A 19,015-nucleotide genomic window follows, 5' to 3' on the forward strand; every position below is an offset into this window, starting at 1 on the left:
GACCGGCGAAGCGTCGGCAAGCCGTCTATGGTGTCTCAATCCCTGTGTCTCCTTGCGGCTGTCAGGCCCGGATCGGGGCTTGTTTCAGTGATTCGTTTTTTTGCATTTGGAATCGAGACGCCATTCGAGTGCAAGGACTTCATTTGGGGGAGGCGTTTTTCGACCACCACGCGTCCGGAAAGCCTATTCCGTAGTAGGGCAGTTCCTGCGGACGGGCGAGCTGGTTCCAGTAAGCCACGCGAACCGAGCGCGAGTAGAACAGCGGAACCACGAAGTGATGGGCGAGAAGAACGCGATCGAGGGCCCGTGTTGTTGCCACCAGTTCGTCGCGGTTGGGCGCGAAGATGATCCTGCGGATGAGTTCGTCGATCGCCGGATCGGATATGCCGGCATAGTTTCGCGATCCCTGCTGATTGACCGAAGCCGAACCCCAGTAGTCGATCTGCTCGTTGCCGGGTACCAGTGTTTGCGCCCATATGCCGTAGATCATGTCATAGTCGAAGCTTCGGACGCGGTTGGTGTATTGCGAATCGTCGACGGTCCGGATGCGCGCATCGATGCCGATCTTCTTCACGCTGTTGATGAACGGCGTGACGGTGCGCTCGAACGACGGGTTGGCCAAGAGTAATTCGAAGCTGAAGGGCTCGCCGCTCTTTACGTTGACCAGGCGGTTGCCCTTGAGTTCGTAGCCCGCCTCCTTGAACAGCGCCAGCGCCTTGCGCAGGTTGTCGCGCACCTTCTGCGGGTCGCCGTTGACCGGGTTCGCGTAGGGCACGGTGAAGACTTCTGGAGGAACCTTGTCCTTCAGTTCCTCCAGAATGGCCTTCTCGCGTCCTTCCGGCAAAGCCTTGGAGGCAAGCTCGGTGCCCCAGAAATAGCTGTCGACACGCTGGAAGGCGTTGTAGGCGAGGTTGCGGTTCAGGTCCTCGAAGTCGAAGGCGTAGTTCAGCGCCTCGCGCACGCGCTGATCCTTGAATTTGTCGCGGCGCATGTTCGGCACGAAGGCTTGCATGATGCCGGCTGCGCGCAGCGGATTCTCGATCTCCTCGCGGACCACACGGCCATCCTTCATCGCCGGAAAGTCATAGGCGGTCGCCCAGTGACTGGCGCTGTTGTCCTGGTAGAAATCGACGTTGCCGGCGCGGAAGGCTTCGAACTGCACGTTCCTGTCGCTGAAGAAGGCATAGCTGATCACGCCGAAATTATATTGCCCGACATTGACGTTGAGGCTCTTGCCCCAATAGTCGTCCCTGCGTTCGAAGCGGATCGAGCCGCCGGCCTGGAACGACGCAATCTTGTAGGGGCCTGAGCCCATCACCGGCTCCAGCGTCGTGCGGCTGATGTCGCGCTTGTTGCCCTTCTCGTCCTCGCCTTCCCACCAGTGTTTCGGCACGATGGGGAACTGGCCGAGGATGTTCGGCATTTCGTGGTTGTTCTTCTCGTCGAAGCGGAAGGTGACGTCGCGGTCGCCAGTCTTTTCCGCCGAAACCACGTGGCGGTAGTAGTTGGACAGAAGCGGATTGTGTTCCTTCACTTTTTCGAACGAAAAAACCACGTCCTCCGGCGTCACAGGCTTTCCGTCAGCCCACTTGGCCTCGGCGCGCAGGCGAAACGTCGCGGAGGAAATATCGTCGGGATAGGAAACGCCCTCGGCCAGCAGCCCATAGGCGGTTGTGATCTCGTCCTCGGCCGATTTCATCAACGTATCGAAGACGAGCGAGGTTACGCCGCTCGCCGCCTCGCCCTTGGAGAGAATTGGATTGAAGGTATCGAATGTACCGCTCTCCGACAGGCGCAGCTCTCCACCCTTGGGAGCGTCAGGATTGACGTAGTCGAAGCGCGCAAAATCGGGCTTGTATTTCAGTTCACCGATTGACGATGTTCCGTAGCGCCAGACGGGCTGTTCTTGGGCATTGCCTGCAGGAGGGAGGAGAAGAAACGCCGCTGTCAGTAGCGAGGCAGCGAGGCCAGGTTTCACGGTCCTGCAGAAGTTTGGCATCCAGCCGGTACCCCTTATATTTCAATCTTCTTTTGCGAGAGCATAGGCGAAATCAGGGCAAATGACAGGCACTGCCGCAAATCAGGCCAAATTTTTGAGTCACATCCCGGTGATTCACAAGCGTGTAACGCGTAAGGCTGAGGCAAAGACGGGGCCTTAGGATCGGGGTTCGCCGGAGAGGCATGCCGCACATCGGCGCCGCTCGCCGCGAGACAAACGGGACGAAATTCAATGATTGCTCCATTTCGACGTTGCGGCTCGGCGTTTCTTGCGCTGCTGCTCGGAACAAGCCTCCTGATCGCCGACAACGCCGCGGCGGACGAAACGCCGGCCAAGGCGCTTTTCGGCGCCAAGGCCCTGCCTGCCGAGATGGCGGCAAATTCCTACGGCTTCTATGCGAAGGGATGCCTAGCCGGCGGTGTCGCCATCCCGACCGACGGGCCGACCTGGCAGGCAATGCGGCTGTCGCGCAACCGCCGCTGGGGCCATCCGCAGATGATCGCGCTGATCGAGCAGTTTTCCCACGACGCCGCCGACAAGGTCGGCTGGCCGGGCCTGTTGCTCGGCGATATCTCGCAGCCACGCGGCGGGCCGATGCTGTCGGGCCACGCCTCGCACCAGATCGGGCTCGATGCCGATATCTGGCTGACGCCGATGCCGCAACGCACGCTTACCTATCGCGAGCGCGAGGACATCTCCGCCACCTCGATGTTGCAGAAGAACAAATTCCTGACGGTCGACCGTTCGATCTGGACGCCGAAGCACGCGCAGCTGATCATGTTGGCGGCGAGCTACCCGCAGGTGGAGCGCGTCTTCGTCAATCCGGCGATCAAGAAGAAGCTTTGCGATACCTGGACGGGCGACCGCACCAATCTTGGCAAGGTCCGGCCGATCTACGGCCACGATTATCACTTCCACATCCGCATCAAGTGCCCCGCCGGCGCTTCGACCTGCAAGGACCAGGCGGAAGTGCCGGCGGGCGACGGCTGCGACAAGTCGCTGGCCTGGTGGTTCACCGACGAGCCATGGGCGAAGCCGACCAAGAAGCCGGACGCAAAGCCCGTCAAGCCGAAGGTGACGACGCTTGCCGACTTGCCGAAGGCCTGCGCTCTGGTCCTGAACGGCCCGGCGCCGGCCTCAGAAGCGGCCGCCACTTTTGGCACGGCCTACCGGGCTGCCGCGCCGGCCGCAGCGAACGATAGTATCGAGCAGGTGATCGGTGCGTCCGGTGATGTCCCGCCGGCCGATATCCCCGTACCAATGGCGCGTCCGACGCTGCAGTAGGATTAAGGACACACGAGTGGGGCGGGGAGGCATCAGCCTTCCCATTCCCGTGGCGCTCATGTATAGGGCAATCAAATCGATTTAAATATTGATGCGAGGCCCGGCATGGCGGATCGAAAATGTGTTGCGCTGATCGCGCATGATCAGAAGAAGGACGATCTTGCGGACTTTGCCAAGGCGCACGAGACGGTTCTGGCTGACTGGCGGATCGTCGCCACCGGCACGACCGGCGGTCGCGTCCTCGACGTCTGCCCAAGCCTCGATATCACCCGGCTGAAAAGCGGCCCCCTCGGCGGTGACCAGCAGATCGGCGCGATGATCGCCACCGGCGAAGTGCAACTGTTGATCTTCTTCGTCGATCCGCTGACCGCTATGCCGCACGATGTCGACGTCAAGGCGCTGATGCGCCTCGCCATCGTCTACGACATTCCGATGGCGCTCAATCGTGCAACGGCCGAGCAGTTGATCGACCTGAACCCCAGATGATGCGGGCTCCCGGCGGGCGGATTCTACTGAAATCCTCCCGCACTTTTCCTCATCCCGTTCTGTCTGATAGACAGTTCAGCAACCCAAGATGACGATCAGGATGGATCTTTGCGATGTCCGGTACCAGTGAACACAGCTTTCCCTTTCCGATCCTGATCGGCGACATCGGCGGCACCAATGCGCGCTTCGCCCTGCTCATCGACGCTTTTGCCGACCCGAAGCAGCTGCCGCCGATCAAGACCGGTGATTTCGAGACGATCGAGGAGGCGCTGCAGAAGAGCATTCTCGACAAGACCTCCGTGCAGCCGCGCTCGGCGATCCTGGCGGTCGCTGGTCCGATTCGGGGCGACGAAATTCCGTTGACCAACGCCGGCTGGGTGATCCGGCCGAAGGACATGCTTTCGAGCCTCGGCCTCGAAGACGTGCTCATCATCAACGACTTCGAGGCGCAGGCGCTTGCCGTCGCCGCTCCGGCGGATGAGGATCTGGTGCAGATCGGCGGCGGCAGCATTCGGCCGATGACCTCCCGCGTCGTGCTGGGTCCGGGAACTGGCCTTGGCGTCGGCGGTCTGGTCTTTGCCCAGCACACCTGGTTCCCGGTGCCGGGCGAAGGCGGACATGTCGATATCGGTCCGCGCACTGAGCGCGACTTCCAGATCTGGCCCTTTCTCGAGCCGATCGAAGGCCGCATGGCCGGCGAGCAGATCCTCTGCGGCCGCGGCATCATGAACCTTTACCGCGCCGTCTGCGCCGCCGATGGCGTTGACCCGGTTCTGACGGACCCCGCGGAAGTAACGACGCACGCGCTGGCTGAGAGCGACAGGGCGGCGATCGAGACCATCTCGCTGTTTTCGACCTATCTCGGGCGGGTCGCCGGCGACATGGCTCTGATCTTCATGGCCCGTGGCGGCGTTTTCCTGGCGGGCGGCATCTCGCAGAAGATCCTGCCGGCGCTCTTGAAGTCGCCCTTCCGTGCTGCCTTCGAGGACAAGGCGCCGCACTCGGCGCTGATGCGGACGATCCCCACCTTTGCCGTCATTCACCCGATGGCGGCACTCTCGGGATTGGCGGCCTTTGCCCGCACACCGAGGGATTTCGGTGTGGCAACGGAAGGACGCCGCTGGAGAAGCTGAGCCCGCTGCGCGCGCAATGACTCGCCAAAGCGATATCAAACCACTATAGAGCGCCGGGAAAGATCGGGCCGGATGCCGGCTCTCCAGATTGGTTCCAGGGAAGACGGGCTTTTTGAGCGCCAGCAAGAAAAAACAGCACGCGGTCGACTCCGATACGATCAGCGGAATCCTCAAGCGGGTGATTGCCGAAAACGGTCGTGACCACATTCGCGGCTATGTTTTCGCCATCAGTTGCCTGGCCGTGGTCGCCGCGACGACCGGCTTTACCGCCTCGATCATGGAAACCGTGATCAACGAGGCCTTCGCCAACAAGCGGGCGGACATCGTTCTGCTCGTCTGCGGCGCAATCCTTGCCGCCTTCGTGCTGCGCGGCTTTGCCACCTATGGCCAGGCCGTCGCGCTTTCGAAGATCGGCAACAACATCGTCGCGCGCTACCAGCGCCGCCTTTATGCCCATCTGATGGCGCTCAGCGTCGGCTATTTCAACGAGACCCGCTCGGCGCAGCTTGCAGCCCAGATCAGCCAGAATGTCAGCGGCATTCGCGACGTGCTCAATCTGACCGTTACCTCAATCGCGCGCGACCTGCTGACGCTGATCGGCCTGGTCGGCGTCATGTTTGCCAAGGACTGGTTGCTGTCGATCATCGTCTTTGTCGCAGCGCCTCCTCTGCTCCTGGGCCTGCGCTATGTGTCCAAGCGCTTGCGCTCGGCCACGCGCGAGGCGATCGAGGTCAACAGCCGTGTTCTCGGCGCGATGCAGGAGACCATTCAGGGCATCACCATCGTCAAGGCCTTCACCATGGAAGGCGAGCTGCGTGGCAAAGTCGAGACGATCATCGACCGGGCCGAAAACCGCGCCAACCGCATTGCGCGGCTGAGCGAGCGTACCGCGCCGATGACCGAAACCTTCGCGGGTCTGGCGATTTCGGCCGTGCTTGCCTATTCGGCTTTCCGCGCCATCTACGCCGACGTGCCGCCCGGTGCCTTCTTCGCCTTCGTCGTCGCCCTGCTCATGGCCTATGATCCGGCCCGCCGCCTGGCGCGTCTTCAGGTCTCGCTCGAACGCGCCGCCGTCAACGCCCGCATGGTCTACGAGATCCTCGACACCGTGCCGCACCAGCGCGACAAGGCCGATGCCAAGGAACTGGCGTTTACGAATGCCGCTGTCGAACTGCGTGACGTGCGCTTCCGCTATCCCAATGGCGACGAGGTGCTGAAGGGCGTCAGCTTCGTGGCCGAGGGCGGCAAGACGACCGCGCTGGTCGGCCCCTCGGGTGCCGGCAAGTCGACGGTCATCAGCCTCATTCCACGGTTCTACGATCCGGCATCCGGCCAGATCCTTATCGACGGGCAGGACATCGCCGACGTCACCAAGCAGTCGCTGCGCCAGGGCATCGCCTATGTGTCGCAGCAGCCCTATCTCTTCGAAGGCTCGATCCGCGACAACATCCGCTACGGCCGCATCGACGCGACGGATGCCGAGGTGGAGGACGCCGCACGGCTTGCCTACGCCCATGAGTTCATCCTTGCGCAGCCGCAGGGCTACGATACGCCGGTCGGCGAGAACGGCATGACGCTGTCGGGCGGCCAGCGCCAACGTCTGTCGATCGCACGTGCGCTTGTGCGCAACGCCCCGATCCTTCTGCTCGACGAGGCTACCTCCGCGCTGGATACCGAATCGGAAGCCGCCGTGCAGAAGGCGCTCGACCACGCGATGGATGGCCGCACGGTGATCGTGATCGCACATCGACTTTCGACCGTCGTCAACGCCGACAAGATCATCGTCATGAAGGATGGCTCCGTCGTCGAGGAAGGCACCCATGTCGATCTTGCACGGCGGCCGGACGGTCTCTACGCTCGCCTCCACAATCTCCAGGGCCAGTCTTCGGAAGAGCAGTCGCCTGAAGGCGAGGCGCCCGAAGCGCCGGCCGACGCCGAAATTCACTAGCGGACAAGAAGGAAATCACCGATGGGCGCAAACGATATGAAGCTCGTGGTGGTGGGTGCGGCCGGCCGTATGGGTCAGACGCTGATCAGGACGGTTCACGCGATGGATGGCGTTCGCCTGCATGCGGCCATCGAGCGCCCGGGTTCCCCCTTCATTGGCCGCGATGCGGGCGAGCTCTCCGGCCTCGGCCCGATCGGCGTGCCGGTGACCGACCAGCCGCTCGAAGCCTTCGTCGAAGCAGAAGGCGTCCTTGATTTCACGGCGCCGGCTGGCACCGTCGAGTTTGCCGGGCTCGCCGCCCAGGCCCGCATCGTCCATGTGATCGGCACCACCGGCTGCTCGTCCGACGACGAGGCGAAAATCCGCGCTGCCGCCCGCCACGCTCGTATCGTCAAGTCGGGCAATATGAGCCTCGGCGTCAACCTGCTCGGTGTGTTGACGGAGAAGGCGGCGCGGGCGCTGGGTTCGGCCGACTGGGACATCGAAATCCTCGAAATGCACCACAAGCACAAGGTAGATGCGCCCTCGGGCACGGCCCTGCTTCTCGGCGCTGCGGCGGCGAAGGGGCGCGATATCGCCCTTGCCGACCACTCCGTGCGCGTGCGTGACGGTCATACGGGTCCGCGTCCGGCTGGCACGATCGGTTTTGCGACGCTGCGCGGCGGCTCGGTCATCGGCGAACACTCGGTCATTCTTGCCGGCGAAGGCGAGCAGGTGACGCTCTCGCACAGCGCCACGGACCGTTCGATCTTCGCGCGCGGCGCCGTCACCGCTGCACTCTGGGCCCGCGGCCAGAAACCCGGCTTCTATTCGATGCTCGACGTTCTCGGGCTCAACTGACCTTTCCACTCTCAAGTCTCAAGGGGAATTCGACATGAGCGGTACTCTCGTCCTCGTCCGGCATGGCCAGAGCGACTGGAACCTGAAGAACCTGTTCACCGGCTGGCGTGATCCGGACCTGACGGAACTCGGCGTCGAGGAAGCCAAGGCCGGCGGCAAGGCGCTTGCCGACTACGGCATCAAGTTCGACATCGCGTTCACTTCGGACCTCGTTCGCGCCCAGCGCACCTGCCAGTTCGTGCTCGACGCCGTCGGCCAGTCCTCGCTCGAAACGATCCGCGACCAGGCGCTGAACGAACGCGACTACGGCGACCTGTCGGGCCTTAACAAGGATGACGCCCGCGAGAAGTGGGGCGAAGAGCAGGTGCATATCTGGCGCCGCTCCTACGACATTCCGCCTCCGGGCGGCGAGAGCCTGCGCGACACCGGCGCACGCGTCTGGCCCTATTACCTGACCGAGATCCTGCCGCGCGTGCTGTCGGGCCAGAAGGTCCTGGTCGCTGCACACGGCAACTCGCTGCGCTCGCTGGTCATGGTGCTCGATCGCCTGAGCAAGGAACAGATCCTGAAGCTCAACCTCGCGACCGGCGTGCCGATGGTCTACAAGCTCAACGCCAATTCGACCGTCGCTTCCAAGGAAGTGCTCGGCGACATGTCCGGCGCCCACTGAGCGCTGACAGACGGAGAATGAAAAAGGGGCGCTTGGCGCCCCTTTTTGCGTCTGTGATGATGCTGGGAAGCCTGTAATCAGATCGTGCCGTCGGCCGCCTTGCCGGCTTCCCAGCCGAGGATGGCGCGTTTGCGCGTCAGCCCCCAGTGATAGCCGGTGAGATCGCCGCTTTTGCCAAGCGCGCGGTGGCACGGAACCACGAACGAGATCGGGTTGCGCCCGACCGCAGCACCCACGGCGCGCGATGCCGTCGGCTGGCCGATGTTGCCGGCGATGTTCGAATAGGTGGTGGCGCAGCCGAGCGGGATCTTGAGCAGCGCCTGCCAGACCCGGATCTGGAAGTCGGAGCCGATGAGGAAGATGCGCAGCGGCTCGTCCTGCCGCCAGCGCGAAGGATCGAAGATGCGCGCGGCGTATTGGGACGTCGCCGCGCTGTCCTCGATGTAGCGGGCGTTCGGCCAGCGTTGCGCCATGTCCTCGAAGCTGGCCTGCTCGCCGCCGGCATCGTTGAAGGCAAGGCCGGCGAGGCCGCGCTCGGTGATCATCACCAGCGCCGTGCCGAAGGGCGAGGGGTGATAGCCGAAGCGGATTGTCAGCCCTTCGCCGCGCGCCTTCCATTCACCCGGCGACATCGCCTCGTGGGTGACGAACAGGTCGTGCAGCCGGCTCGGTCCTGACAGGCCCACTTCGATGCTGGTTTCCAGCAGCGGCATGTCTTCCTGGCGCAGCAGGCGCTTGGCGTGGTCGAGCGTGACGGCCTGCAGGAAGGCCTTCGGCGAAAGCCCGGCCCAGCGGGTGAAGACCTTCTGGAGCTGCGTCGGCGACTGCTTCAGGCGCTGTGCCACGGATTCGAGCGACGGCTGGTCGCGATAGTCCTCGGTGAGCATTTCGATCACGCGGCTGACCGTATCATAGTCGGTGCCTTTCGGCGTGATATCGGTGGGTACGGATGTCGCAATGTTCATGGCTCTTCTCCTGTCTTGTCACAGGTAACCATTTGCTGGCCCCGTCAACCACCCGAAACTTGAAAACATGCGATCGGCGGGGTGCCGCCACAAGCGCCAGGCGTCAGCGGCGGCGAACGGTCGCAAGCGCGCCCGAGAGCGCCAGCGCAAAAGTCTCGCGGTCGTCGCGGTTGAGGAACGAGCCGATATCGGTTCGGCGGCCACCGCCGCTGATCGTCATCGAGACGATGCCGATCTCCTGATGCCGGGCGACATTCAAGCGCGCCCAGAACGGATTGAAACGATGTTCGCTGATCTGGCCCGAGGGCGTGAACTTGCGCACCGAAACGTCCGTCCTGCTAACGCGGACCTCTTCGCGGCTGAGCCCCGAGCGATTGTTCAGCCAGAACGCGCCGAACAGCAGCAGGTAGTCGAGCCCGAAAAAGAACACCACCGGCCAGGCGCCGATGATGAGGAAGACGAGGCCGTGAACGAGGCTCAGGAGCCCGGCGATCAGGAAGAACATTTTGAAGCCGCGGCGCCCGAGCGAGCGATAGGGCGTGAGCTCGGCGGTGAAGACCGGAGCGTCCTCAGATGGGGTGGTGGCGTTGCCATGGATCATGACCTTTGACTATAGATGCATCATGAAAAACGTGAAGCCAAAATTGCCCGTGGGTGTTGCAAAACCGAAGGCGAGCCGCCGCGCCACGCCGCGGGTGAAGAGCCTCTATAGCCAGGACGAGCTCAAGGAGATCTTCCGTCGCTTCTCGATCCAGCGGCCGGAGCCGAAGGGCGAGCTCGAGCACGTCAATCCCTTCACGCTGGTCGTCGCCGTGGCGCTCTCGGCGCAGGCGACCGATGCCGGCGTCAACAAGGCGACGCGTGCGCTCTTTGCCATCGCCGATACGCCGGAAAAGATGCTGGCGCTCGGCGAAGAAAAAGTCCGGGACTACATCAAGACCATCGGCCTCTATCGCAACAAGGCGAAGAACGTCATCGCGCTGAGCGAAAAGCTGATCCGCGACTTCGGCGGCGAGGTGCCGCGCACACGCGAAGAGCTGGTGACTCTGCCGGGCGTCGGGCGCAAGACCGCCAATGTCGTGCTCTCCATGGCCTTCGGCCAGTCGACGATCGCCGTCGACACCCACATCCTGCGCATCGCCAACAGGATCTGTCTGGCGCCGGGCAAGACCCCGGACGAGGTGGAAGACAAGCTGATAAAGATCATCCCCGACGAGTATCTCTACCACGCCCATCACTGGCTGATCTTGCACGGGCGCTACTGCTGCAAGGCGCGCAAGCCTGAGTGCGAGCGCTGCGTCATCGCCGATATCTGCAAGTCGCCGGAAAAGACCTGCGACATCCCGGCGTCGCTCGTCGAATTGCCGCCGCAGATGATCTCCGCCGCAAGCTGACGCCTGCCGTAAACGCTGATCCTTACGGCGACACCATCCGGTCGATCAGCGTGCCGATCGTTTCCGCATAGACCTCGCTCGACGCGCCATCGGCTATGTCGAGCGCCGCGCGATCGAAGGCAGCTGAAAGCAGCGAAGCCATGGCCGACAACCTTTCGGCAGAAACGGTGGCCGGAGCCATTGCCTCGGCAATCCCTTCCTCGAGCGTTCTCTGCGCGTTGGCCGCGTCGATCGCCATCATCTCCAGCTTACCGAGGACGGCAGGTCCATCAAGCAAGAGCAGGCGGATACGCCCCGGCTCGCGCATGGCGTCGAAATAGGCGCGGGCGCCGACCTTCAGTGCCTGGCGGGCCGAAAGGTCGCCTGACGTCGCCTGCTCGATCGACGTCGCCACAGCAATTGCTTCCCGTTCCGCCACCGCGCGAAACAACGCCTTCTTGTCTTCGAAGTGGTGATAGAGCGCGCCGCGGGTCAGGCCGGCGGCCGCGACGATGTCCGGCGTCGAGGTGTCGGCGTAGCCCCTGGTGACGAAGAGGCCGCGGGCGGCATCGAGGATCGCGGCGCGCGTCGTGTCGGAGCGCTCGCGATTGGAGCGTCGGGAGACTTCCTGTTGCATACATGCAGCCTGTATGTTAATTGAAGAAACATACAGATTGTATGATATTGCCGGAGCGAGGAAAAGCCATGAAATCGACGAGCTATTACCCGGTCATCATGACGGCCGACGTTGCCGCCACCGCCGCCTTCTATGTCGATCACTTCCGTTTCCAGGCGCTCTTCACCAGCGACTGGTATGTGCATCTTCAATCGGTCGAGGACGAGCATGTGACGTTGGCCGTGCTCGATTACCGCCACGAGACGATCCCCGAGGAGGCGCGTGCGCCGACGCGCGGTCTGCTTTTGAACTTCGAGGTCGATAATCCGGATGCGATCTATGCGCAGGCGCTTGCTGCCGGCCTGCCGATCCTCAAAACCTTGCGCGACGAGGATTTCGGCCAGCGCCATTTCATCACTGCCGACCCGAATGGCGTGCTGATCGATATCATCAAGCCCATTCCGCCGAGCGCCGAATTCGCCGCCGCCTATGAGGAAAGCGCGCTTCCTACGGCGTGAAGCCGCCTGCACGCGTCTTTTGTCTTCCAAATGGCCGGAAAACCGGTATTAACGAACACCGGCCATCACGGAGACCGGACGAGGTTCATGACAAAATACGACGTGCTGACGATCGGCAACGCCATCGTTGATATCATCGCGCGCTGCGACGATGCTTTTCTCAATGAAAACGGCATCATAAAGGGCGCCATGAACCTCATCGATGCCGAGCGAGCCGAGTTGCTGTACTCGCGCATGGGCCCGGCGGTCGAAGCCTCCGGCGGCAGCGCCGGCAATACGGCTGCGGGCGTTGCCAGCCTCGGCGGCCGCGCTGCCTATTTCGGCAAGACCGCAAGCGACCAGCTCGGCGAGATCTTCGCCCACGACATCCGTGCCCAGGGCGTCTATTTCCAGACGAAGCCGCTCGAAACCGTGCCGCCGACGGCGCGCTCGATGATCTTCGTCACCGAGGATGGCGAACGGTCGATGAATACCTATCTCGGCGCCTGCGTCGAGCTTGGCCCCGAGGACGTCGAAGCCGACGTCGTCGCTGAGGCCAAGGTCACCTATTTCGAAGGTTATCTCTGGGATCCGCCGCGCGCCAAGGATGCTATCCGCGAAACCGCACGGATCGCCCACGCGAATGGCCGCGAGACCGCGATCACGCTGTCGGACAGCTTCTGCGTTCACCGCTATCGCGACGAGTTCCTGGAACTCATGCGCTCCGGCACGGTCGACATCGTCTTTGCCAACAAGCAGGAGGCGCTGGCGCTCTACGAGACCGAGGATTTCGATCTGGCGCTGGAGAAGCTCTCGAAGGATTGCAAGCTTGCGGCGGTAACGCTCAGCGAAGAGGGTTCGGTTGTCGTGCGCGGCGACGAACGCGTTCGGGTCACCGCAACGCCGATCGCCCAGGTTGTCGATACGACCGGCGCCGGCGACCTCTATGCCGCCGGCTTCCTTCACGGCTACACGAGCGGGCGCTCGCTCGAAGACTGCAGCAAGCTCGGCAATCTCGCGGCCGGCATCGTCATCGGCCAGATCGGGCCGCGGCCGATGGTCTCGCTGGAAACGGCCGCCAAACAGGCTGGTCTCGCCTGATCCGACCGAATTGATTTTTGGTTAAAGACGGGCGCGGCCTTACTTGAAGGCCTCGCCCGGATAGGCGCCCCAGATTTCGCCTTGGGCGATCCAGCCTTCGACGCCTTGCGCTTCGGCATGGCACCAGTCGCCATTGCACTCGCCGACTTTCACGATGACACCGGGCTCCATGCGGGCGACGATCGGGGAATTGCCCTGCGCGTCGCGGCGCATGTTGACGAAGACGCCTTCGCCCTTGCCGCGCATCCAGGGGGCTGCAACGGCTGTGCGGTCGCCGGAAAGCAGCGCCTGGTTCACCCAGCCCTCGGTGCCGTCGGCGTCGCGGATGCGGCGCCAGTTATCGTACTCCTGAATGATCTCGACCGGCACGCCCGGCTTCATGTAGCGGAAGGCGACCGCGTAATCGACGCTCGGGCCGATCCGCAGATTGACGCTCTTGGACTTCAGGCTGACGAAGCGCGGCAGCGGCAGCCCGCTGGCGCCCTTGGCGGCCTGAGCGTAAGCCGCTGACGTCATGATCGCGGCGCCAAGGCAGGCGGCGATCAACGAGAGCGAGAATCTGGAAATGACGTGACGCATGACGAAGCCCATTTTCCGTGGCACTAGCTTTTGCAGGCGCAGTTCACTTGAGGCCCATGGGTCGGGCGGAAATCGCGGGGACGACGACGCGAGTTTTGTTTGTCTTCCCGGTGGGGTCTGGTAGAAATTGCGGCTACAGGGAGAAAGTATCGCCCAACTTGGTTAAGGACCCGTCAACAAGGCCCGTCGCAGCAATGACAAGCAAGAAGAAGCCCACGGTCTACATCACCCGCAAATTGCCTGACATCGTGGAGACGCGCATGCGCGAGCTCTTCGATGCGGAGCTGAACATCGACGACACGCCGCGCAGCCAGCCGGAACTCGTTGCCGCGGTGAAACGCGCCGACGTGCTGGTGCCGACGGTGACCGATCGCATCGATGCGGCGCTGATCGAGCAGGCCGGCCCGCAGCTGAAGCTGATCGCGAGCTTTTCCAACGGCGTCGACAACATCGATGTCGATGCTGCGGCCCGCAAGGGTATCACCGTGACCAACACGCCGAACGTGTTGACCGAAGACACCGCGGACATGGCGATGGCGCTGATCCTCGCCGTGCCGCGCCGGCTTGCCGAAGGTGCGCAGATCCTGACCGATCGCAAGGGCGAATGGGCTGGCTGGTCGCCGACCTGGATGCTCGGCCGGCGCATTGCCGGCAAGCGCATCGGCATCGTCGGCATGGGCCGGATCGGCACCGCTGTCGCCCGCCGCGCCAAGGCCTTCGGCCTTTCGATCCACTACCACAACCGCCACCGGGTGAAGGCGGAAACCGAAGAGATGCTGGAGGCGACCTATTGGGACAGCCTCGACCAGATGCTTGCCCGCGTCGATATCGTCTCGGTCAACTGCCCGTCGACGCCGGCGACCTACCACCTGCTCTCGGCACGGCGATTGGCGCTGATGCGACCGGACAGCTACATCGTCAACACCGCCCGCGGCGGCATCATCGACGAGACGGCGCTGATCAAGTCGCTGCGTGAAGGCAAGATCGCTGGCGCCGGCCTCGACGTCTTCGAGAACGAGCCGGCCGTCAATCCGAAGCTGATCAAGCTTGCCGGTGAGGGCAAGGTCGTGCTCCTGCCGCATATGAGCTCGGCGACGCTTGAGGGTCGCATCGACATGGGCGAGAAGGTGGTGATTAACATCCGCACCTTCTTCGATGGCCACCGACCACCGGACCGCGTGCTTCCCGGCCGCGATTGATGGCGAAACGCCGCACGGCCTTGTCGTGCGGTCGTCCATCCGGTTCGCTCAAGCCCGGAAGCTAAAGTGTCTTGCGCATCTCGATCGCCGTCGGCCGGGTAAAACCGGGATGGCACATCGTGTCGCTCTGGACGAAGCCCCAGGCGGCAAAGGCGCGGTGATTGTCGATGAGTTCGATGCGGGTGAGAAGCCTCAGCGCCGGCAGCTTCAGCGCACGCGCCGTCGCCTCCGCTTCGGCGAGCAGCAGCCGACCGATACCCTTTCCTTGCGTCTCAGGCGCGACGGCAAGCTTGCCGATATAGAGACAATCGTCCTCCGGTTTGCAGAAGATGCAGCCGACGAGCCTTTCGCCGTCGCGGACGCCGAAGGCGATCTCGTCAACGATCTTCTGCCGGAGCAACTCGATGTTCAACGCATGCGCCGACGACGGCGGGTCGATCCGCCCGTCCATGTAGGAGAAGGCGCCAAGGATCAGCGCCAGCAGTTCCTCGTAGCGGTCGAATGCTTCGTCGATGCGAAAGATCTGCACCATGGTCGGCCTATGCTCTGCGGCGATAGCGGATGGTGTTGAACTGTGCCGTCAGCGCGTCATACATCAGCAGCCGTCCGACCAGCGGTTCGCCGAAGCCGGCGATCACCTTGATTGCCTCCATCGCCTGCAAGGTGCCGATGACGCCAGTCAGCGCGCCGACGATGCCGGCCTCCGCGCAGGAGGGCACGACACCGGCCGGCGGCGGCTCGGGAAAGAGATCGCGATAGGAGGGGTTCGGCCGTCCATCGGCGCCGGCGCTGTAGGGCATCAGCACCGTCAGAGATCCGTCGAAGCGGCCGACGGCGCCGGTCACCAGCGGAATGCCGACCGCTGCCGCCGTATCGGCGGCGAGATAGCGCGTATCGAAATTGTCCGAGCCGTCGATCACCAGGTCATATTGCCGGAAAAGCGCCTCGGCATTGTCGGGGTTGAGCCTGAGCCTGTGTTCGTCGACGCCGACATGCGGGTTGAGGGCGGTGATCGCCTCGGCGGCCCGCTCGACCTTGGCGCGGTCGATGTCTTCCGTGCGGTGGATGATCTGCCGCTGCAGGTTGGAAAGCGCGACCGCATCGTCGTCGACGATGCCGATCCGGCCGATGCCGGCGGCGGCAAGATAGACGAGCACTGGAGCGCCGAGCCCGCCGGCCCCGATCACCAGCACACGGGCCGCCTTCAGCCTTTGTTGCCCGGCACCCCCGATCTCCGGCAGCACGATATGGCGGGCGTAGCGGGTGATCTCCGATTGGTCGAGCTTGTTCTCACCGGTCATGGCAAAATCCTCCTCGGTGACCTCTGCTTATCCCGTAACACTGCCGTGCGAAACCGTCAGAAAGCGGCCGCGTTCGCCCAGCGCCTCGAACATCGCTTGGTCCGTCCCGGTCATGAAGGCCTGGCCGCCAAGGCCGTCGACGAGATCGAACAGAGCGGCGCGCCGGTTGACGTCGAGATGGGCGGCGATCTCGTCGAGCAGCAGGATCGGCGCGTGGCCGGTCATGTCGCCGACGAGGCGCGCATGCGCCAGCACCAGGCCGACGAGCAGCGCCTTCTGCTCTCCGGTCGAGCAGCGTGCTGCCTCCATGTCCTTCTCGCGGTGACGCACGAGCAGGTCGCTCCGGTGCGGCCCGTCGAGCGTGCGCCCCGCCGCGGCGTCGCGCGGACGCCCATCACGCAGCATCGTCAGATATTGTTCTTCCAGATCATAGGCCGGACGATGGCCCTCGTCGTCGAGAAAGCCCGACAACGCCAGGCGCGCCGAGGGAAAGACGCTTTCATCGACAGTGCGCTCGACCAGCGCCGTCAACAGACCGAGCATTTCCTGCCGCGCCAGCGCCATGGAGACGCCGAGACCGGCCATTTCCTTTTCGATCGCCGTCAGCCAGGAAGGGTCCGGGCGGAATTCACCGAGCAGCCGGTTGCGGCTGCGCATCGCCCGGTCGAATTCGCTGGAGCGACGGCCGTGCTCCGGATCGAGCGACAGTACAAGACGATCGAGGAAACGCCGCCGGTCGGCCGAAGGCCCGGTAAAGAGCCCATCCATCGATGGCGTCAGCCAGAGGACGCGCAGGTGATCGGTCAGTTCGTCGACGGTCGCTGCCGGTGTTCCATTCAGCCGCAGCCGCCGGGATTGCCCTTCCGTGACGCCGGCAGTCCCGGTGCCGATCTCGACGGTTCCCTCCATGCCCTCGACTTCCGCAAAGACCGAGAACCCGTCGCCGGCACCGACCCGGGTCACGTCCGCATAGGCTGCGCGCCTGAGGCCGCGGCCGGGCGAAAGGAAAGAGACGGCTTCCATGAGGTTGGTCTTGCCGGCGCCGTTCTCCCCCGTCAGCACCACATGGCGCTGATCGAGCTCAAGCGAGAGGGCCGCATAGTTGCGGAACTCCGTAAGCTTCAGGCGGTTGAGAAAGACCTTGTTTGGCATCGGCAGTCCGGATTCGACGTTGGGCGCAGCTAGGACGAAAGCGCCTGCCAAGGCAAGGCGAAATGGGGCGCGTCGCCATATCGTGCAAGATAGGCCGATATCGACAGGGGAAAGGCGACAAACCCCTTTGATTCGGTGCTTTTCATAAAGGACCTAGTGAAATATGACAGCCGCATGACAATCCACAGATGGATATACGTGTGATGCTGGCCTGGTTCCGCAAACTTCTTCCCCGCGAGGATCGCTTCTTCGACCTCTTCGCAAAACATTCGCGCACCGTCGTCGGTGCTGCCGATGCGCTCGACAAGGTTCTCGCTGGCGGCGACGATCTGGAAAGACACTGCGACCGGATCGTCGCGTTCGAGGATGAGGCGGACCACATCACCGCCGAGGTGCTGCTGGCCGTGCGCCGGTCCTTTATCACGCCCTTCGACCGCGGCGACATCAAGGATCTAATCCAGTCGATGGATGATGCCATCGACATGATGCACAAGACCGTCAAGACGATCCGCCTTTACGAACAGAAGAGCTTCGATCCCGGCATGCGCGAAATGGGCACCACGGTCGTCAAGGCCGCGCACCTGATCGCCGAGGCCATTCCGCTGCTCGATAGGATCGGCGCCAATCACGACCGCCTGATCGCGATCGCCGAAGAGGTCACCCGCATCGAGGGCCGCTCCGACGAACTGCACGAACAGGGCCTCAAGGACCTGTTCCGCCGCCACGGCGCCAGCAACCCGATGGCCTACATCATCGGCAGCGAGATCTATGGCGAGCTCGAAAAGGTCGTCGACCGCTTCGAGGACGTCGCCAATGAAATCAGCGGCATCGTGATCGAGAACGTCTGATGGATGCGACGCTCGCCTTTCCGTTGCTCGTCGGGCTGATCGGCATCGCGCTGTTCTTCGACTTCCTGAACGGTCTGCACGACGCCGCCAACTCGATCGCGACGATCGTCTCGACACGGGTGCTGAGACCGCAGTACGCGGTCATGTGGGCGGCCTTTTTCAACTTCATCGCCTTCCTGTTCTTCGGCCTGCACGTGGCCGAGACGCTGGGCAAGGGCATCATCGATCCCGGCATCGTCACGCCGCTGGTGATCTTCTCGGCGCTGATCGGCGCAATCGTCTGGAACATCGTCACCTGGCTCTTCGGCATCCCGTCGAGTTCGTCGCACGCGCTGATCGGCGGCCTCGTCGGTGCCGGTCTTGCGAGCACCGGTTTCAGTTCGATCGTCTGGACCGGCCTCCTGAAGACCGTCGGCGCGATCTTCATGTCGCCGGCGATCGGCTTTTTCCTGGCGCTCATGCTGGTGCTGATCGTTTCCTGGATCTTCGTGCGCCAGACGCCCTTTGCCGTCGACCGCACCTTCCGCGTCATGCAGTTCGTCTCGGCCTCGCTCTATTCGCTCGGCCATGGCGGCAACGACGCGCAGAAGACCATGGGCATCATCGCGGTGCTGCTCTACTCGCAAGGCTATCTCGGCTCGGAGTTCTATGTGCCGTTCTGGGTGGTGATCACCTGCCAGGCGGCGATCGCGCTCGGCACGCTGTTCGGCGGTTGGCGCATCGTCCACACCATGGGCTCGAAGATTACCAGGCTCAATCCGATGCAGGGCTTCTGCGCCGAGACCGGCGGAGCGATCACGCTTTTTGCCGCCACCTGGCTCGGCATCCCGGTCTCGACGACGCACACCATCACCGGAGCGATCATCGGCGTTGGTGCTGCGCGTCGCGTTTCGGCCGTGCGCTGGGGGCTTGCCGGCAATATCGTCATTGCCTGGTTCATCACCATGCCCGCCGCAGCGGCGATTTCGGCGCTCGCCTACTTCACCATCGATCTGCTGTTCTGATCGATCTGGAAATCGTCTCC

The 19,015-nt window shown here is 63.3% G+C and carries 20 protein-coding genes; 12 read left to right on the forward strand and 8 right to left on the reverse strand.

What is annotated here, in order from left to right; all coding sequences use genetic code 11:
- Positions 1–139: 139 nt before the first annotated feature.
- The gene (locus ASD63_RS13475) at positions 140–1,999 is read right to left on the reverse strand and encodes an extracellular solute-binding protein (RefSeq protein WP_034805009.1); all 1,860 of its coding nucleotides are present in this window, start codon (positions 1,997–1,999) and stop codon (positions 140–142) included.
- 231 nt (positions 2,000–2,230) lie between these two features.
- Here ASD63_RS13475 and mepA point away from each other — a divergent pair, with 231 nt between their 5' ends.
- The 6 genes from mepA to ASD63_RS13505 all read left to right on the forward strand — a co-directional run bounded on the left by mepA (position 2,231) and on the right by ASD63_RS13505 (position 8,360).
- A complete protein-coding gene (gene mepA, locus ASD63_RS13480; protein ID WP_034805006.1) occupies positions 2,231–3,283 on the forward strand; it encodes a penicillin-insensitive murein endopeptidase in 1,053 nt (350 codons plus the stop codon).
- A gap of 105 nt (positions 3,284–3,388) precedes the next feature.
- The gene (locus tag ASD63_RS13485) at positions 3,389–3,769 is read left to right on the forward strand and encodes a methylglyoxal synthase (RefSeq protein WP_034805003.1); all 381 of its coding nucleotides are present in this window, start codon (positions 3,389–3,391) and stop codon (positions 3,767–3,769) included.
- A gap of 113 nt (positions 3,770–3,882) precedes the next feature.
- Entirely contained in the window at positions 3,883–4,902 is a 1,020-nt protein-coding gene (locus ASD63_RS13490; protein WP_034804985.1) for a glucokinase, read from the forward strand.
- A gap of 112 nt (positions 4,903–5,014) precedes the next feature.
- Positions 5,015–6,850, forward strand: coding sequence for an ABC transporter ATP-binding protein (locus ASD63_RS13495; RefSeq protein ID WP_051659689.1), 1,836 nt, complete (start codon positions 5,015–5,017; stop codon positions 6,848–6,850).
- Between the two features lie 21 nt (positions 6,851–6,871).
- Positions 6,872–7,690: a 4-hydroxy-tetrahydrodipicolinate reductase gene (dapB, locus tag ASD63_RS13500; RefSeq protein WP_034804982.1), complete on the forward strand. Its 819-nt coding sequence runs from the start codon at positions 6,872–6,874 to the stop codon at positions 7,688–7,690.
- A gap of 34 nt (positions 7,691–7,724) precedes the next feature.
- On the forward strand, positions 7,725–8,360 hold the full coding sequence (locus ASD63_RS13505; RefSeq protein ID WP_034804979.1) for a 2,3-bisphosphoglycerate-dependent phosphoglycerate mutase: 636 nt from the start codon (positions 7,725–7,727) through the stop codon (positions 8,358–8,360).
- 77 nt (positions 8,361–8,437) lie between these two features.
- On the opposite strand, the gene ASD63_RS13510 is transcribed toward ASD63_RS13505, so the two are convergent.
- Complete coding sequence (locus ASD63_RS13510) at positions 8,438–9,325, reverse strand: bifunctional helix-turn-helix domain-containing protein/methylated-DNA--[protein]-cysteine S-methyltransferase (RefSeq protein ID WP_034804968.1); 888 nt, start codon at positions 9,323–9,325, stop codon at positions 8,438–8,440.
- 103 nt (positions 9,326–9,428) lie between these two features.
- Positions 9,429–9,926, reverse strand: coding sequence for a DUF2244 domain-containing protein (locus ASD63_RS13515; RefSeq protein WP_034804964.1), 498 nt, complete (start codon positions 9,924–9,926; stop codon positions 9,429–9,431).
- Positions 9,927–9,948: 22 nt separating this feature from the next.
- Between ASD63_RS13515 and nth the strand changes: the two genes are divergently transcribed.
- Positions 9,949–10,719: an endonuclease III gene (gene nth / locus ASD63_RS13520; RefSeq protein ID WP_034805307.1), complete on the forward strand. Its 771-nt coding sequence runs from the start codon at positions 9,949–9,951 to the stop codon at positions 10,717–10,719.
- Positions 10,720–10,741: 22 nt separating this feature from the next.
- Here the strand turns inward: nth and ASD63_RS13525 are convergent, their stop codons facing one another.
- Complete coding sequence (locus ASD63_RS13525) at positions 10,742–11,335, reverse strand: TetR/AcrR family transcriptional regulator (RefSeq protein WP_034804961.1); 594 nt, start codon at positions 11,333–11,335, stop codon at positions 10,742–10,744.
- 68 nt (positions 11,336–11,403) lie between these two features.
- Here ASD63_RS13525 and ASD63_RS13530 point away from each other — a divergent pair, with 68 nt between their 5' ends.
- Entirely contained in the window at positions 11,404–11,832 is a 429-nt protein-coding gene (locus ASD63_RS13530) for a VOC family protein (RefSeq protein ID WP_034804958.1), read from the forward strand.
- Positions 11,833–11,919: 87 nt separating this feature from the next.
- Positions 11,920–12,912, forward strand: coding sequence for an adenosine kinase (locus ASD63_RS13535; RefSeq protein WP_034804955.1), 993 nt, complete (start codon positions 11,920–11,922; stop codon positions 12,910–12,912).
- 39 nt (positions 12,913–12,951) lie between these two features.
- On the opposite strand, the gene ASD63_RS13540 is transcribed toward ASD63_RS13535, so the two are convergent.
- Positions 12,952–13,503: an SH3 domain-containing protein gene (locus ASD63_RS13540; RefSeq protein WP_034804952.1), complete on the reverse strand. Its 552-nt coding sequence runs from the start codon at positions 13,501–13,503 to the stop codon at positions 12,952–12,954.
- A 182-nt stretch (positions 13,504–13,685) separates the two neighbouring features.
- On the opposite strand from ASD63_RS13540, the gene ASD63_RS13545 reads away from it, so the two are divergent.
- A complete protein-coding gene (locus ASD63_RS13545) occupies positions 13,686–14,690 on the forward strand; it encodes a D-glycerate dehydrogenase (protein ID WP_034804939.1) in 1,005 nt (334 codons plus the stop codon).
- A gap of 61 nt (positions 14,691–14,751) precedes the next feature.
- Here the strand turns inward: ASD63_RS13545 and ASD63_RS13550 are convergent, their stop codons facing one another.
- Genes ASD63_RS13550 through recF form a run of 3 tightly spaced genes read right to left on the reverse strand, consistent with a single transcriptional unit; the run spans position 14,752 to position 17,143 of the window.
- Positions 14,752–15,219 carry a GNAT family N-acetyltransferase gene (locus ASD63_RS13550; protein ID WP_034805304.1) on the reverse strand — a complete coding sequence of 156 codons (468 nt, stop codon included), beginning with the start codon at positions 15,217–15,219 and terminating at the stop codon, positions 14,752–14,754.
- Positions 15,220–15,229: 10 nt separating this feature from the next.
- Positions 15,230–15,991, reverse strand: a complete 762-nt coding sequence (locus ASD63_RS13555; RefSeq protein ID WP_034804936.1) for a molybdopterin-synthase adenylyltransferase MoeB — start codon at positions 15,989–15,991, stop codon at positions 15,230–15,232.
- Positions 15,992–16,018: 27 nt separating this feature from the next.
- Positions 16,019–17,143 (reverse strand): DNA replication/repair protein RecF, encoded by a 1,125-nt coding sequence (gene recF, locus ASD63_RS13560; RefSeq protein WP_034805301.1) that lies wholly within the window; start codon positions 17,141–17,143, stop codon positions 16,019–16,021.
- A gap of 203 nt (positions 17,144–17,346) precedes the next feature.
- On the opposite strand from recF, the gene ASD63_RS13565 reads away from it, so the two are divergent.
- The gene (locus ASD63_RS13565) at positions 17,347–17,991 is read left to right on the forward strand and encodes a DUF47 domain-containing protein (RefSeq protein WP_034805298.1); all 645 of its coding nucleotides are present in this window, start codon (positions 17,347–17,349) and stop codon (positions 17,989–17,991) included.
- Complete coding sequence (locus tag ASD63_RS13570) at positions 17,991–18,995, forward strand: inorganic phosphate transporter (protein WP_034804933.1); 1,005 nt, start codon at positions 17,991–17,993, stop codon at positions 18,993–18,995. Before ASD63_RS13565 ends, ASD63_RS13570 begins: the two co-directional genes overlap by 1 nt.
- Positions 18,996–19,015: the final 20 nt, after the last annotated feature.

This window comes from Ensifer sp. Root558 (assembly GCF_001427045.1).
GTDB classification, from domain to species: domain Bacteria; phylum Pseudomonadota; class Alphaproteobacteria; order Rhizobiales; family Rhizobiaceae; genus Ensifer; species Ensifer adhaerens.